12 protein-coding genes and 1 tRNA gene are annotated in these 16,519 nt (G+C 69.6%); 12 read left to right on the top strand and 1 reads right to left on the bottom strand.

Going from position 1 to position 16,519, the window contains the following annotated elements; genetic code table 11:
- Positions 1-320 precede the first annotated feature (320 nt).
- A tRNA-Arg gene (locus ACFVWD_RS41605) sits at positions 321-392 on the bottom strand.
- Between the two features lie 158 nt (positions 393-550).
- Here ACFVWD_RS41605 and ACFVWD_RS41600 point away from each other — a divergent pair.
- The 12 genes from ACFVWD_RS41600 to prmC all read left to right on the top strand — a co-directional run bounded on the left by ACFVWD_RS41600 (position 551) and on the right by prmC (position 16,495).
- Entirely contained in the window at positions 551-1,105 is a 555-nt protein-coding gene (locus tag ACFVWD_RS41600) for a response regulator (protein ID WP_389603130.1), read from the top strand.
- A 346-nt stretch (positions 1,106-1,451) separates the two neighbouring features.
- Complete coding sequence (nrtL, locus tag ACFVWD_RS41595) at positions 1,452-2,573, top strand: ArgS-related anticodon-binding protein NrtL (RefSeq protein WP_389603129.1); 1,122 nt, start codon at positions 1,452-1,454, stop codon at positions 2,571-2,573.
- Positions 2,574-2,590: 17 nt separating this feature from the next.
- Positions 2,591-3,982, top strand: coding sequence for a diaminopimelate decarboxylase (gene lysA / locus ACFVWD_RS41590; RefSeq protein WP_389603128.1), 1,392 nt, complete (start codon positions 2,591-2,593; stop codon positions 3,980-3,982).
- 282 nt (positions 3,983-4,264) lie between these two features.
- On the top strand, positions 4,265-5,554 hold the full coding sequence (locus ACFVWD_RS41585; RefSeq protein WP_389603142.1) for a homoserine dehydrogenase: 1,290 nt from the start codon (positions 4,265-4,267) through the stop codon (positions 5,552-5,554).
- A gap of 6 nt (positions 5,555-5,560) precedes the next feature.
- Complete coding sequence (thrC, locus tag ACFVWD_RS41580; RefSeq protein WP_101400684.1) at positions 5,561-6,619, top strand: threonine synthase; 1,059 nt, start codon at positions 5,561-5,563, stop codon at positions 6,617-6,619.
- 493 nt (positions 6,620-7,112) lie between these two features.
- A complete protein-coding gene (thrB, locus tag ACFVWD_RS41575) occupies positions 7,113-8,042 on the top strand; it encodes a homoserine kinase (RefSeq protein ID WP_389603127.1) in 930 nt (309 codons plus the stop codon).
- A 388-nt stretch (positions 8,043-8,430) separates the two neighbouring features.
- A complete protein-coding gene (gene rho, locus ACFVWD_RS41570) occupies positions 8,431-10,488 on the top strand; it encodes a transcription termination factor Rho (protein WP_389603126.1) in 2,058 nt (685 codons plus the stop codon).
- Between the two features lie 126 nt (positions 10,489-10,614).
- The gene (locus ACFVWD_RS41565) at positions 10,615-12,564 is read left to right on the top strand and encodes a trypsin-like serine protease (RefSeq protein ID WP_389603125.1); all 1,950 of its coding nucleotides are present in this window, start codon (positions 10,615-10,617) and stop codon (positions 12,562-12,564) included.
- Between the two features lie 208 nt (positions 12,565-12,772).
- Positions 12,773-13,912: an LCP family protein gene (locus ACFVWD_RS41560; protein ID WP_389603124.1), complete on the top strand. Its 1,140-nt coding sequence runs from the start codon at positions 12,773-12,775 to the stop codon at positions 13,910-13,912.
- Positions 13,913-14,092: 180 nt separating this feature from the next.
- On the top strand, positions 14,093-14,314 hold the full coding sequence (gene rpmE / locus ACFVWD_RS41555; protein WP_033323852.1) for a 50S ribosomal protein L31: 222 nt from the start codon (positions 14,093-14,095) through the stop codon (positions 14,312-14,314).
- Positions 14,315-14,451: 137 nt separating this feature from the next.
- Entirely contained in the window at positions 14,452-15,528 is a 1,077-nt protein-coding gene (gene prfA / locus ACFVWD_RS41550; RefSeq protein ID WP_054233261.1) for a peptide chain release factor 1, read from the top strand.
- A 121-nt stretch (positions 15,529-15,649) separates the two neighbouring features.
- Positions 15,650-16,495, top strand: a complete 846-nt coding sequence (gene prmC / locus ACFVWD_RS41545; protein ID WP_101400688.1) for a peptide chain release factor N(5)-glutamine methyltransferase — start codon at positions 15,650-15,652, stop codon at positions 16,493-16,495.
- Positions 16,496-16,519 lie beyond the last annotated feature (24 nt).

Below are 16,519 nucleotides of genomic sequence, written 5' to 3'. Positions count from 1 at the left end.
GTGGCTTCGAGGGCGCTCTCGGCACCCTTCCGAGCGCCCCACACGGCACCAGCGGTCGCGGCTATGGCGCCGATCAGCCCACAACCGCCGGCGATCAGGGCAGCCATCCCCTCGTCCTACGCACCATCCTCATCCGGCGACGGGGCCCTGTGCCACGTCCCAGCTGAGAAGTGTGTCGGAGGTGTGTCACGTGTATCGCAGATAGTGCGCGAACAGTGAGAGAGAGTGAGAAAGGGCGGGAGTCAGTGAGACTGACTCCCGCCCTCTTCTGTCGGCATCCGCCCTGGTCACATACGGATTTTCGTAGGTGATCTGGCGAGTGCCCCCGGCAGGATTCGAACCTGCGCACACGGCTCCGGAGGCCGTTGCTCTATCCCCTGAGCTACGGGGGCGTGTCGGGCGCTGTGTTCGCGGCGACGGGTAGAACCCTACCAGCTCTTTCGTGGGGGACTGGCATGGGTTTATGTGGGGGCGGGGCGGTGTTCCGGGGAGGGGGAGCGGAGGCGTCCGCGGGGGGCCTCCTTGGGGTGGTTGCCACCCCCGCACGGGGGTGGAAGTGGGGAAAACCCGGACGGCGCGGTGGGCGCGGACCTACTCTCGAGTTGTGCCAGGCGCGTCCGGCCGGGTGCTTGTTGTGGACGACAACAAGGTCATCCGGCAGCTGATCAGGGTCAACCTCGAGCTGGAGGGCATCGAGGTCGTGACCGCGGCCGATGGTGCCGAATGCCTGGACGTCGTGCATCACGTGCGGCCCGATGTGGTGACCCTGGATGTGGTCATGCCACGGCTCGACGGGTTGCGTACCGCCGCCCGGCTGCGTGCCGACCCCCGGACCCGGAATCTTCCCCTCGCCATCGTCAGTGCCTGTACGCAGTACGAGGTCGACAGTGGGCTCGACGTCGGCGTTGACGCCTTTCTTGCCAAGCCCTTCGAACCTGCCGAACTCGTGCGACTTGTACGGGAGTTGATGGAGCGGCGGGGGAGTGGGGGCGGGAGCGGGAGTGGGGCCGGTGGTGGCGGTGCCTTTGCCGGGGGAGCGTTCGGTCCGGATGAGCTCGGCGCCGAGGAGGTCGGGGCCGAGGAGGCCCAGCGCGCCGGTCATTGAGCGGGTGCCGCGCCGCTGAGTGGTGGTGATGAGGGGTCGGGAGTGGTCGGCCCTGCAGGCACCTGCCCATCCGTGATCCGTGATCGGTGTTGCGTGAGAGTGGTGGGTTTTGCGTCGCCAGGGATGCGGTCGTCGTGCGGTTCCGGTCTCTCGTTCGCCGACGTTCCCGCACTCCGTTCGAGTTGCCTTACTCCGTACTCCCGTCCACGTCGCTACCCCTACTCCGTCCACGTGGTTGAGCGTCGGCCGTCAGTGAGAACACCCTCGCCCTCCGCGCCCGTCCACATCCCGGACCCTAGCCAAATCGACTCGCCTACCCACCCCCCTCCTCCCCTACGCTTGTCCCGTGACCCCCGTCGAGCTCTCCCGCACCGTGCTGCGCGCGGTGCGTCGTGCCGTGGACGAGGGGGAGCTGAGCGTGGTCATGCCGGTACGGGCGGTGGTGACGCCGCCGGGGCCGGGTGGGTGCGGGGACTACGCCACGAACATCGCGTTGCAGTTGGCGCGGCCCGCCGGGCGGCCGGCACGGCAGGTCGCCGAGATCCTGCTGCCCCACCTCACCCGCAGCGACGGTGTCGCCGACGTCGCGATCACCGGGCCGGGGTTCCTCAATATTCGCCTGGGGGGTGGCGCGGGCGCCTCTCTCGTACGGGAAATCCGGCTCCAGCGTGACGCGTATGGGTGCGGCGGCGTCCTCGCCGGGCAGATCGTCCCGCTCCGGATCCCGTACGACATCCGGGCCGAAGTCGTCGCCGACGCGCTCGTACGGATCGTGGCCACCCAGGGCGGCCGTGCAGAGGTGCACCACATCCATCCCTCGCACGCCGAGCCCACGGGCACCGAGCTCTCGCCCGCCGAGCCCGCCGACCTCGCGGGCACCGCAGGCACCGAGCCCTCGCACGCCGACCCCGGCGACCCCTCACGCACCAAGGCGCCGCACGCCCACCCCCCGCGCCCCCAGCCCGCAACCCTCCGCCCCACCCCCGCCCCCGAAGACCCCACCCCCCTCGGTCCCGACGCCGCCCGCTGGGCCCTGCTGCACCCCGCGTCCCACGACCGGCCGCGGGTCAGTGCCGATCACCTGCTTCAGCGGGAGAGCAACCCGCTCTTCCGGGTCCGGTACGCCCACGCCCGCACCCGGGCCCTCACCCGTAACGCCGCCGCGCTCGGCTGCACCGGCGACCCCGGTGATGTACCCGGCGAGGGCACCGGCGCGCTTGTCGGGGCCCTCGCCGGGTATCCGGCCGTGCTGACGCAGGCAGCCCTGCACCGCGCGCCCGACCGGCTCGCCCGACACCTCGTTACTACCGCCGACGCCCTCCTCGCCTTCCAGCACACCGTGCTGCCGCTCGGCGACGAGAAACCCTCGGCCGCCCACCGTGCCCGGCTCGCGCTCGCCGAAGCCGCCGGGACGGTGCTGGCCGGCGGCCTGTCCCTGCTCGGTATCAGCGCCCCTGACTATCTGTGACCGTCTGTGAGAGAAAAATGAGCCGTTCCGCACACCCCGCCGGGCCCCGTCACGCCGATGTCCTCCCCGAGGGCCACTACAGCGCCCCGCCCGCCGACCTCAACGCCCTCGACCCCAAGGTCTGGGCGCACACCGTCAGCCGTACGGGCGACGGCGTCGTCAGCGTGGGTGGGATGGAAGTCACCCGGCTCGCCGAGGAGTTCGGCACCCCCGCCTACTTCATCGACGAGGCCGACTTCCGCGAGCGGGCCCGCGCCTGGCGGACCGCCTTCGGGCACGACGCCGACGTCTTCTATGCCGGGAAGGCCTTCCTCTCGCGCGCCGTCGTGCGGTGGCTGCACGAGGAGGGGCTCAACCTCGACGTGTGCTCCGGCGGTGAGCTCGCCACCGCCCTCTCCGCCGGGATGCCCGCCGACCGCATCGCCTTTCACGGCAACAACAAGTCCGAGGAAGAGATCACCACCGCCGTCGAGGTCGGGGTCGGGCGGATCGTTCTCGACTCCTTCCAGGAGATCGTCCGCGTCGCCCACATCGCGCAGTCCCTCGGCAAGCGGCAGCGGGTGCAGATCCGCGTGACCGTGGGGGTCGAGGCGCACACCCACGAGTTCATCGCCACCGCCCACGAGGACCAGAAGTTCGGGATCGCGCTGGCCGACGGGCAGGCCGCGGAGGCGGTGCGGCGGGCGCTCGCGCTCGACGGGCTCGAGCTCGTGGGGATCCACTCGCACATCGGTTCGCAGATCTTCGACATGGCCGGGTTCGAGGTCGCCGCCCGGCGCGTGGTGTCGCTGCTGGCCGCCGTTCGTGACGAGCACGGGGTCGAGCTGCCCGAGATCGACCTCGGTGGTGGTCTCGGCATCGCGTACACGAGTGACGACGATCCCCGCGAGCCGCACGAGATCGCGAAGGCGCTGGGCGAGATCGTCACGCGGGAGTGCGAGGCCGCGAAGCTGCGGACGCCCCGGATCTCGGTCGAGCCGGGGCGGGCCATCGTCGGGCCCACCGCCTTCACGCTCTACGAGGTCGGCACCATCAAGCCGCTCGATGGGCTGCGGACGTACGTCTCCGTCGACGGGGGCATGTCCGACAACATCAGGACCGCGCTGTACGACGCCGAGTACAGCGTCGCTCTCGTCTCGCGCACCTCCGACGCCGAGCCCATGCTCGTCCGTGTCGTCGGCAAGCACTGTGAGAGTGGCGACATCGTGGTCAAGGACGCCTTCCTGCCCTCCGACCTGGCCCCCGGCGACCTCATCGCCGTACCCGCCACGGGTGCCTACTGCCGGTCCATGGCCAGCAACTACAACCACGCCCTGCGCCCGCCGGTCGTCGCCGTGCGCGACGGCGAGGCCCGGGTGATCGTCCGCCGGGAGACGGAGGAGGACCTGCTGCGTCTCGACGTCGGGTGACCGGCCGATCGGGTCGGAACGACCGGCTGGTCCCCCCGGAACGACCGGCTGGTCACCCTCGGAACGACCGGCCGATCGAGGTCGGAACGACCGGCCGATCGAGGTCGGAACGACCGGCTGATCCAGGTCGGAATGGACGGTCGGCCCAGGTGGAAGATCTCCTGCCGCCGGCTGTCAGGAAAATGAAATAGATGTCTCACGATCCGGACCAGGGATAGAAACTCCCGTCCGGTGAGTGAGACTGGTCCAACCGTAGACGGTATGAGGAAACGAGGTCGGATGATGCGTACGCGTCCGCTGAAGGTGGCGCTGCTGGGCTGTGGGGTTGTCGGCTCAGAGGTGGCGCGCATCATGACGACGCACGCCGACGACCTCGCGGCCAGGATCGGGGCCCCCGTCGAGCTGGCGGGCGTGGCCGTCCGCCGGCCCTCCAAGGTGCGCGAGGGCATCGACCCCGAGCTCGTCACCACCGACGCCACCGCCCTCGTCAAACGCGGGGACATCGACGTCGTCGTCGAGGTCATCGGCGGTATCGAGCCCGCCCGCTCCCTCATCACCACCGCCTTCGAGCACGGCGCCTCCGTGGTCTCCGCCAACAAGGCGCTCCTCGCCCAGGACGGGGCAGCCCTGCACGCGGCGGCGGAGGCGCACAACCGGGACCTCTACTACGAGGCCGCCGTCGCCGGCGCCATCCCGCTGGTCAGGCCGCTGCGCGAGTCCCTCGCCGGTGACAAGATCAACCGCGTGATGGGGATCGTCAACGGGACGACGAACTTCATCCTCGACAAGATGGACTCCACCGGGGCCGGCTATCAGGAAGCCCTCGACGAGGCCACCGCGCTCGGGTACGCCGAAGCCGACCCCACCGCCGACGTCGAGGCGTTCGACGCGGCCGCCAAGGCCGCCATCCTCGCCGGAATCGCCTTCCACACGCGTGTGCGCCTCGACGACGTGTACCGCGAGGGCATGACCGAGGTCACCGCCGCCGACTTCGCCTCGGCGAAGGAGATGGGCTGCACCATCAAGCTGCTCGCCATCTGTGAGCGGGCGGCGGACGGGGGATCGGTGACGGCGCGCGTGCATCCGGCGATGATTCCGCTGAGCCACCCCCTCGCCTCCGTGCGCGGCGCGTACAACGCGGTGTTCGTCGAGTCGGATGCCGCCGGGCAGCTCATGTTCTACGGGCCGGGCGCCGGCGGCGCCCCGACCGCGTCCGCCGTGCTCGGCGACCTCGTCGCCGTCTGCCGCAACAAGCTCAGCGGTGCGACCGGGCCCGGCGACTCCGCGTACACCCAGCTGCCCGTCTCGCCCATGGGCGAGGTCGTGACGCGGTACCACATCAGCCTCGACGTGGCGGACAAACCGGGTGTTCTCGCCCAGGTGGCCACCGTTTTCGCCGAGCACGGCGTATCGATCGATACGGTGCGCCAGCAGGGTAAGGACGGCGAGGCCTCTCTCGTCGTCGTCACCCACCGAGCGTCCGACGCGTCCCTGAACGGGACCGTGGAGGCGCTGCGCAGCCTCGACACCGTGCGGGGTGTCGCCAGCATCATGCGGGTTGAAGGAGAGTAACCAGCAATGACCCACCAGTGGCGCGGAATCATCGAGGAGTACCGGGACCGGCTTCCGGTGTCCGACAGCACGCCGGTCGTGACGCTCCGTGAGGGCGGTACGCCGCTCGTGCCCGCGCAGGTGCTCTCCGAGCGCACGGGCTGCGAGGTCCACCTGAAGGTGGAGGGCGCCAACCCGACCGGGTCCTTCAAGGACCGCGGTATGACCATGGCCATCACCCGGGCCAAGGAGGAGGGCGCGAAGGCCGTCATCTGCGCCTCCACCGGCAATACGTCCGCCTCCGCCGCCGCGTACGCCGTGCGTGCGGGCATGGTGTGTGCCGTACTCGTCCCGCAGGGCAAGATCGCCATCGGCAAGATGGGCCAGGCCCTCGTGCACGGCGCGAAGATCCTCCAGGTCGACGGAAACTTCGACGACTGCCTGACGCTCGCGCGCTCGCTGTCCGACAACTACCCGGTGGCGCTGGTCAATTCGGTCAACCCGGTGCGCATCGAGGGCCAGAAGACCGCCGCCTTCGAGATCGTGGACATGCTCGGCGACGCGCCCGACATCCACGTCCTGCCGGTGGGCAACGCGGGCAACATCACCGCGTACTGGAAGGGCTACACGGAGTACGCCGCCGACGGCATCGCCGGGCGCACCCCGCGCATGTGGGGATTCCAGGCCTCCGGTTCCGCGCCCATCGTGCGCGGCGAGGTCGTCAAGGACCCGTCGACGATCGCCACCGCGATCCGCATCGGCAACCCGGCCTCGTGGAAGTTCGCGCTGGCCGCGCGGGACGAGTCGGAGGGCCTCATCGACGAGGTGACGGACCGTGAGATTCTGCGCGCCTACCGGCTGTTGGCCGCGCAGGAGGGCGTCTTCGTCGAGCCCGCGTCCGCCGCGTCGGTCGCCGGTCTGCTGAAGGCCGCCGAGCAGGGCAAGGTCGACCCCGGCCAGCGGATCGTCTGCACGGTCACTGGAAACGGGCTCAAGGATCCGGACTGGGCCGTTGCGGGTGCTCCGCAGCCGGTTACCGTTCCTGTGGACGCGGCCACGGCGGCGGAGCGGCTCGGACTGGCGTAAGGCAAAAAGGCCGTAAGGCGAAAACGGCCGTAAGGCAAAGGGCTCGGGCCGGCGGACGGCGGGGTGAGCGGAGTGGCGTAAAGCCGCCTGGCGCACATCCGCCAGAAGCCGTCGGGGCCTGTCAGGGGCCATCAGCGGCAGGCGGATTTCGCCAGAAGTTGGCGAAATCCGGCCGCCGTCAGGGCCACACCTAGCGCAACCCGACAGGGGGTGCACGGGGGGCTTACGACACGCATCGTGCGCCTCCTGTGCGCCCTATGTCGCCACAGAACCTTCCTTCGATAGGCTGTACCGAACCCGCCCGCCGCATATGCCGCGGTGCCGCGCCGTCAGTGCAGTCAGTGCAGTCAGGGCAGCCACTGCGGTCTCCGGGTCTTCCGTACGTATCGCAGTCCCTCTCGCAGTTCATCCGAGTTCATCCGAAGCACATAGTTCCTCTCGCAGCACATCGAAAATCTCGTACATCACGCAGCTCAAGGAGAGTCATCGAGCGATGGCCGGTCCAGCGTTCCGTGCCGCCGCCGTCCGGGTGCGCGTCCCCGCCACCAGCGCCAACCTCGGGCCGGGCTTCGACGCCTTCGGCCTGTCACTGGGGCTGTACGACGACGTGGTCGTCCGGGTGGCCGACTCCGGGCTGCACATCGACATCGCAGGTGAGGGCAGTGAGACGCTGCCCCGCGACGAGAGTCACCTCCTCGTACGCTCCCTGCGCACCGCCTTCGATCTGCTGGGCGGACAACCGCGCGGCCTCGAGATCGTCTGCGCCAATCGCATTCCGCATGGGCGGGGCCTCGGTTCTTCCTCGGCCGCCATCTGCGCCGGAATCGTCGCCGCGCGCGCCGTGACCATAGGCGGCGACAGCAAACTCGACGACACCGCGCTTCTTGAGCTCGCCACCGAGATCGAGGGCCATCCCGACAATGTCGCGGCCTGTCTGCTCGGTGGTTTCACGCTGTCCTGGATGGAGGCCGGAGCCGCGCGGGCGATCAGGATGGACCCTGCCGATTCCGTCGTTCCGGTGGTTTTCGTTCCCGGAAAGCCGGTTCTCACCGAGACCGCGCGTGGTCTGCTGCCGCGCACCGTTCCGCACGTCGACGCCGCCGCCAACGCGGGCCGGGCCGCACTGCTCGTCGAGGCCCTCAGCCGGCGCCCCGAGCTGCTGCTGCCCGCCACCGAGGACCGGCTGCACCAGGAGTACCGCGCCCCGGCCATGCCGGAGAGCGCGGCGCTGGTGGAGCGGCTTCGGGCCGACGGCATCCCCGCGGTGATCTCCGGCGCGGGCCCCACTGTCCTCGCGCTGGCCGACGAGGAATCCGCCGACAAGGTCGCTCATCTCGCAGGTCAGGGCTGGGCCGCCAATCGGCTGGACCTCGACGAAGCGGGAGCGTGCGTCCTGCCGCTCGCTCCGGCGGGCGTCCATTAAAAGCGCGCGGTTGCCGGATTTGGAGAGGGGGAATGTTTGTTGGATCCGGTAGTGTTAACCTCAAGTCTGCACCCGACCCCACCATGGCGAGGTGCTTCGTGTCCCCGTCCGGGACAACCATTCTTCCGGGAGCCTCCCAAACTGCTTTGTGCCATGCATTGGGTGCTATGCGCTGAGCAGTGCTGAGCACGCTCCGGAACCGGCGTGACCGTGCCGATGACACCGCAATTCAGTGCCACGGCTCCGGAATCGTCATCACCAGATATGCCTTCCGCCTCTTTGGCGGACCACCGCCCCGGCACGGTCCACACAGCAAGGACCAATGCCGGACAGCACAACCGGTCGCCGAGCCAGACAGGCCGACGTCCGCTCCAGGGAAGGACCCTTCGTGAGCGACACCACCGATCTGATGGGCGCACGTGTCGAGGAGACCGCTGCCGCGCCCGCCACGGACGCCTCTGCCGCGCCTGCCTCCGGTGCCGGCTCCCGGCGGCGCCGCGGTACCGGCCTCGATGGCATGGTGCTGGCCGAGCTGCAGCAGGTCGCGTCCGGCCTCGGTATCAGGGGCACCGCGCGGATGCGCAAGAGCCAGCTGATCGAGGTCATCAAGGAGGCGCAGGCGGGCGGGGGTGCCCCGGCCAAGGCCGAGGCCGCCACCGAGACCAAGCCGAAGCGCCGGGCCACCTCCAAGGCCCGTACCGGCAACGACGCCGCTCCGGCCGCCGAGGACAAGGCCGCCGAGAAGCCCGCAGCCGAGAAGGCCGTGGCCCAGCAGCAGATCGAGATCCCCGGCCAGCCGGCCAGCGACGACGCCCCCGCGGGTGAGCGTCGCCGTCGCCGTGCCGTGGCCGAGGCCGGCAGCCCCGAGACGGTCACCGCCGAGGCGAAGAGCGAGCCGAAGGCCGTCGCCGTCGAGGCCCCCGCCGAGGCCAGGACCGACGCCGGTGACGGCGTCGACGGCCGGCAGGGCCGCCGGGACCGCCGTGACCGCGGCGACCGCGAGCGTGGCGGCCGTGACCGCGACCGCCGCGGTGGCAAGGGCGACGAGCAGCAGCAGGGCCAGGGCCCTGGCCAGGGCCAGAGCCAGGGCCAGGGTGGCGCCGGTCAGCAGCGCCAGGACCGTCAGGACCGTCAGCAGCAGGGCGGCGGCCGTCAGGACCGCCAGGACCGTCAGCAGCGCGACAACGGCCCGCAGGACGACGACGACTTCGACGGTGGCCGCCGCGGCCGTCGCGGGCGCTACCGCGACCGTCGGGGCCGTCGTGGCCGCGACGAGTTCGCGACCAACGAGCCGCAGGTCGCCGACGACGACGTCCTGATCCCCGTCGCGGGCATCCTGGACATCCTCGACAACTACGCGTTCATCCGTACGTCCGGCTACCTGCCGGGCCCGAACGACGTGTACGTGTCCCTCGCCCAGGTCCGCAAGAACGGTCTGCGCAAGGGTGACCACGTCACCGGCGCGGTCCGCCAGCCCAAGGAGGGCGAGCGCCGCGAGAAGTTCAACGCGCTGGTGCGCCTCGACTCGGCGAACGGCATGGCGGCCGAATCCGGGCGCGGGCGGCCGGAGTTCAACAAGCTGACGCCCCTCTACCCGCAGGACCGGCTCCGTCTGGAGACCGACCCGGGTGTGCTGACGACCCGCATCATCGATCTCGTCGCGCCGATCGGTAAGGGCCAGCGCGGTCTGATCGTGGCCCCGCCGAAGACCGGCAAGACCATGATTCTGCAGGCGATCGCCAACGCGATCACCGTCAACAACCCCGAGTGCCACCTGATGGTCGTCCTGGTCGACGAGCGTCCGGAAGAGGTCACCGACATGCAGCGGTCGGTCAAGGGCGAGGTCATCTCCTCGACCTTCGACCGCCCGGCCGAGGACCACACCACGGTCGCCGAGCTCGCCATCGAGCGTGCCAAGCGCCTCGTGGAGCTGGGCCACGACGTCGTCGTCCTGCTCGACTCGATCACGCGTCTGGGCCGTGCGTACAACCTCGCCGCCCCGGCCTCCGGCCGCATCCTGTCCGGTGGTGTCGACTCGACGGCCCTCTACCCGCCGAAGCGCTTCTTCGGTGCCGCGCGCAACATCGAGGACGGCGGCTCGCTGACCATCCTCGCGACCGCGCTCGTCGACACCGGGTCCCGCATGGACGAGGTCATCTTCGAGGAGTTCAAGGGCACCGGCAACGCGGAGCTCAAGCTCGACCGGAAGCTCGCCGACAAGCGCATCTTCCCGGCGGTGGACGTCGACGCGTCCGGTACCCGTAAGGAAGAGATCCTGCTCGGCAGCGACGAGCTCGCCATCACCTGGAAGCTGCGTCGCGTGCTCCACGCGCTCGACCAGCAGCAGGCGATCGAGCTGCTGCTCGACAAGATGAAGCAGACGAAGTCGAACGCCGAGTTCCTGCTGCAGATCCAGAAGACGACGCCGATGCCGGGCAACGACTGACGACATCCGCACAGCTGAGGGCCGCTCCCCGTGACGGGGGCGGCCCTTTGTGCTGCCTGGGACACATGTACGATCGCGCTCTCTTTCAACGTATGAGTCTCAGGGGGGACTTGAGTGGATACGTCCATGTCCGGGCGCGGTCGTCACAGACGCCGGATACGCATCGTGGTGCCCGTCGCGGCGGCGACCCTGGCGGCGGCCGTCGGGGGTGCGCTCCTGATGTCGTCGGCGAACGCCGCCAGCGCGCAGCCGGCGCCGCTCGCCAGGACGACCGGCACCTCGCCGAGCCTGGCCACGCTGCAGAAGCGGATCGCCGGGGCCGTCGCGAGTGACGGCACGGCCGGGCAGCCGACGACGAAGGCCTCGCCGAGCACGAGCACGAGCACGAGCACGAGCGCGGGCACGAGCACGAGCACGGGTACAGGCACGGGTACGGGTACGGCTACGGGTACAGGCGCGGCTACGGGTACAGGCACGGGCAAGACCGCGACCCCCGGTACGAGCACGGGCGCGAGCGCGAACACGAGCGGCGCCTCCGTCGACCCGAAGATCATCGGCGGCACCACGACCACCATCACCACCGCCCCGTGGATGGCCCAGCTCTGGTACCTCGACGACAAGGGCACCAGCGACACCAGTGACGACTTCGGCTTCTTCTGCGGCGGCTCCGTCGTCTCGCCGACGAAGATCCTCACCGCCGCGCACTGCGTCAAGGACGAGCAGGGCAAGAGCTACGACTGGAAGTCCCACGGCGCCGTCGTGACCGGCACCTCGCAGCTTCCCTCGGCAGGCGGCACCGATCTGCACGGCGGCACCGCCACCGCCGTCCTGCGGCAGTGGAACCACCCCTCGTACAAAGCGTCGACCATCGACAACGACATAGCGGTCCTCACGCTGGACGGGCCCGTCAAGGCCAAGCCGATCCGGATGACGACGTCGGGCGACACCGCCTCGTACGCCTCCGGCACCAAGGCCACGCTCTACGGCTGGGGCCGCACCTCCTCCGGCACCCAGGACATCTCCGAGACCCTGAAGACGGCCACGCTGCCCATCAAGTCCGACGCCACGTGCGGCGGCTTCTACGGCGGCGAGTTCATCAAGGGCCACATGGTCTGCGCGGGCAACCCCGCGTCCGGCAGCGACACCGGTACCACCTCCGCCTGCAACGGCGACTCCGGCGGCCCGCTGATCGTGGGCGGCCGCATCGTGGGCGTCGTCTCCTGGGGCGTGGTGGACTGCGTCGAGAAGGGCGCGTACAGCGTCTTCACCAAGGTCAGCTCGTACGTCGGTGCCGCCTACCCGCGCGTCGACGACACGAACATGAGCGGTGACGACAAGGCCGACCTGTTCGCCCGCAACTCCTCCACCAAGACGCTGTACGAGAAGGACTCCAAGGGCACCTCGTTCGGCGCCCGGCAGTCGTGGGGCGGCTGGAGCACGTCGAACGTCGTCCTTCAGGCCGACCTCGACCGGGACGGCTACCAGGACGTCGTCGAGCGCCGCACCTCCAACGGCGACATCCACTGGTGGCACTACCTGCCGTCCACGGGCAAGTGGGCCGACACCAAGCTCTTCAGCGACTGGAAGACCCGCACCCGCGTCGTCGCCCCGGGCGACGTCACCGGTGACGCCCTGCCCGACCTGCTCTCGGTCGACTCCGGCGGTGTCCTGTGGATCTACCCGGGCAAGGGCAACGGCACCTTCTCGGCCCGCGTCAAGGTGAGCTCCGGCTGGAACCAGTACAACTCCCTGCGTGCCCACGGCGACTTCACCGGCGACGGCAAGGCCGACCTGATCGCGCGCAGCAAGACCGGCTCGTACGTCTACCTGTTCAAGGGCACCGGCAAGGCGGGCTCCGGCGCGTTCTCCAGCCGGATCAAGGTGCGCACCTGGGCCGGCTACAACGCCTTCGACGCGGTGGGCGACGTGACCGGTGACGGCAAGGCCGACTTCCTGGCCCGTACGCCCGCCGGCACGCTCTACCTGTACCCCGGTACCGGCAAGGCGACCAGCGAGATCTTTGCCACAGCCATCAAGATCGGCACTGATTTCAAGCAATACGACATCTTCGGCTGAAATCGCAGGTGAGCGAGGTTTCCCCGAGCTCGCCCGTCACGCACTGTGCCCATCGCGCCACGCGGTGGGCACAGTGCGTTGTGCAACCCTTGCCCGAGTTTCCCCGTCTGACCGTACGGAGTGACCATGAGGCACTACATGGCGCACCGGACCGTGCTTGGCCCTGAAAGCAGGGGGTAACCGACCGCAACGAGGACAAGAGGAGCACATGCCTGCCGAGAGCATGCCGGAACCCGGCACACCGGGTGAGCCCGGCACGAGCGTCCCGCGTCGCCGTGAGAAGGGCAGCCGCCGCAAGCCGCGCGGCACGCGAAGCAAGGCCCTGCTCATCACGGCCTGGACCGCGGCGGGCATCGTGGTGCTGGGGGGCGCCGGCGCCGGGTACCTGTATTTCAAGCTCAACGGCAACATCAAGACCGTCGACATCAACCAGGCCCTCGGCACCGACCGGCCGCTGAAGGTCGACAACGGCTCCGAGAACATCCTGGTCCTGGGCTCCGACACCCGCTCCGGCAGCAACAAGAAGCTGGGCGGCGGCACCGACGACGGCAGCGCCCGCTCGGACACGGCGATGATCGTGCACATATACGAGGGCCACAAGAAGGCCAGCGTGGTCTCCATACCCCGCGACACCCTCGTCCCGCGCCCCTCCTGCACCGACGCCAAGGGTGTCACCCACGCCGCCGCGACCAGCGTGATGTTCAACTCCGCGTACTCCACCGGCGGGGCCGCCTGCGCGGTGAAGACCGTCGAGTCCATGAGCGGTATCCGCATGGACCACTACATCGAGGTCGACTTCAGCGGCTTCCAGAAGCTCATCGACGACCTCGACGGCGTTCGGGTGACCACCACCAAGAACATCAAGGACCCCGACAGCCATCTGAACCTGACCGCCGGCACGCACACGCTCGACGGACAGCAGGCGCTCGGCCTCGTCCGCACCCGGCACGGCGTCGGCGACGGCTCCGACCTCGGCCGCATCCAGCTCCAGCAGGCGTTCATCAAGGCCCTGGTCAACCAGGTCAAGCACATCGGCGTGCTGTCCAGCCCCACCAAGCTGTACGACCTCGCCGACACCGCGACCAAGACCGTCACCACCGACTCCGACCTCGGCACGGTCAAGAACCTCGCGTCCTTCGCCAACGGCCTCAAAGGCATCAGCTCGTCGAACATGAACATGGTGACGATGCCGGTCCAGTACGACAGCGCCGACGGCAACCGCGTCCTCGTCGACAAGGCCAAGGCGCAGCTGGTGTGGACCGCCCTGAAGAACGACCGGACGATCCCGAAGGCGGCCACGAAGGGCACGGCCACGGGCACCGCGAAGGGCGTCGTCAGCTCGAGCTGAGCCGGTACGGAGGCCGCGCCGGGGCCCGTACGAGCCCCGTACACAGACTCGGGAATAGATCGTCCAAGCCCCCGGTTTTGGGGGATGGCGCCAGTCCTGGCAGACTGGTACGTCGGCTCCGGTTCACGCACCCGCATCCCGCGGTGGCGACCCGGCGCCCTCCCGAAACTAGGAGACACCTTGAAGCGCGACATCCACCCCGAGTACGTCGAGACGCAGGTCAGCTGCACCTGTGGCGCGTCGTTCACCACCCGTAGCACGATCTCCAGCGGTTCCATCCGCGCCGAGGTCTGCTCCGAGTGCCACCCGTTCTACACGGGCAAGCAGAAGATCCTCGACACCGGTGGCCGCGTGGCCCGCTTCGAGGCCCGCTTCGGCAAGGCTGCCGCTGCCAAGAAGTAGCGAGCCCACAGCGCCGGTCTTCGGCGTCCCCGGCACGGGGGCGCCGGGACCGGCGCTTTGCGGTGCAGCCCCCACATTCGTCTTACCTACGTCCCAGAGCCCATGATGGAGCTGGGGACAGTCCATTGGAGCCGGAGATGTTCGAGGCGGTCGAGGAACTGATCGGCGAGCACGCCGATCTGGAGAAGAAGCTCGCTGACCCGTCGGTGCACGCCGACCAGGCCAACGCGCGCAAGCTGAACAAGCGCTACGCCGAGCTGACCCCGATCGTCGCGACGTACCGCTCCTGGAAGCAGACCGGGGACGACATCGGCACGGCGAAGGAGTTCGCCGCCGACGACCCCGACTTCGCGGCCGAGGTCAAGGAGCTGGAGAAGCAGCGCGAGGAGCTCACGGAGAAGCTCCGTCTGCTGCTGGTCCCGCGCGACCCCAGCGACGACAAGGACGTCATCCTCGAGATCAAGGCGGGCGCGGGCGGCGACGAGTCGGCCCTGTTCGCCGGCGACCTGCTGCGCATGTACCTGCGCTACGCCGAGCGCGTCGGCTGGAAGACCGAGATCATCGACTCCACCGAGTCCGAGCTCGGCGGCTACAAGGATGTCCAGGTCGCCGTGAAGACCAAGGGCGGCCAGGGCGCCACCGAGCCCGGTCAGGGTGTCTGGGCGCGTCTGAAGTACGAGGGCGGGGTGCACCGCGTGCAGCGGGTGCCCTCGACCGAGTCGCAGGGCCGTATCCACACCTCCGCGGCCGGTGTGCTGGTCACGCCCGAGGCCGAGGAGGTCGACGTCGAGATCCACGCGAACGACCTGCGCATCGACGTCTACCGCTCGTCGGGCCCCGGCGGTCAGTCTGTCAACACGACCGACTCCGCGGTGCGTATCACGCACATTCCGACCGGAGTCGTCGCCTCCTGCCAGAACGAGAAGAGCCAGCTGCAGAACAAGGAGCAGGCGATGCGTATCCTGCGCTCCAGGCTCCTCGCCGCGGCGCAGGAGGAAGCGGAGCGTGAGGCCGCGGACGCCCGCCGCAGCCAGGTCCGCACCGTCGACCGCTCCGAGAAGATCCGCACGTACAACTTCCCGGAGAACCGCATCTCGGACCACCGCGTCGGATTCAAGGCGTACAACTTGGACCAGGTGCTCGACGGGGACCTCGACGCGATGATCCAGGCGTGCGTCGACGCCGACTCGGCCGCGAAGCTCGCGGCCGCGTAAGGCGGAACGGCGGACGGCCGAACGGCGGACGGCCGAACGGCCGAACGCAGCTTTGTGAGGCCGTACTTGTAAGCCCAGCTCGTCAAGCCGTACGACAACAGCTCAGCCCCGGAGGACCAGCGTGAACCTGCTGCTCGCGGAAGTGGCCCAGGCCACCCAGCGGCTGGCCGACGCCGGCGTGCCCTCGCCGCGCAACGACGCGGAGGAGCTCGCCGCCTTCGTGCACGGCGTGAAGCGGGGCGAGCTGCACACCGTCAAGGACGTGGACTTCGACGCCCGCTACTGGGAGGTGACCGCGCGCCGCGAGGCCCGCGAGCCGCTCCAGCACATCACCGGACACGCCTACTTCCGCTATCTGGAACTCCAGGTGGGCCCCGGGGTGTTCGTCCCGCGTCCGGAGACGGAGTCCGTAGTCGGCTGGGCCATAGACGCCGTCCGCGCGATGGATGTCGTCGAGCCGATGATCGTCGACCTGTGCACCGGCTCGGGCGCCATCGCGCTCGCGCTCGCGCAGGAGGTCCCGCGCTCGCGCGTACACGCCGTGGAGCTGTCCGAGGACGCCCTCCAGTGGACGCGCAAGAACGTCGAGGGGTCCAGGGTCGACCTGCGTCAGGGAGACGCCCTGGAGGCCTTCAGGGACCTCGACGGCCAGGTGGACCTGGTGATCTCCAACCCGCCGTACATCCCGCTCACGGAATGGGAGTACGTGGCGCCGGAGGCCCGGGACTACGATCCCGAACTCGCCCTGTTCTCCGGCGAGGACGGACTCGACCTCATCCGTGGCATCGAGCGCACCGCGCACCGGCTGCTGCGCCCGGGCGGTCTCGTCGTCATCGAGCACGCCGACACCCAGGGCGGCCAGGTGCCGTGGATCTTCACCGAGGAGCGGGGCTGGGCCGATGCGGCCGACCACCCGGACCTCAACAACCGGCCGCGGTTCGCGACCGCCCGCAAGGCGATGCCGTGAGCGCGCGCATCGTGATCCCCAGCC

It is taken from the genome of Streptomyces sp. NPDC058086 (genome assembly GCF_042885015.1).
In the GTDB taxonomy this organism is placed as follows: domain Bacteria; phylum Actinomycetota; class Actinomycetes; order Streptomycetales; family Streptomycetaceae; genus Streptomyces.
This window is presented reverse-complemented; position numbering and strand designations above follow the sequence as displayed.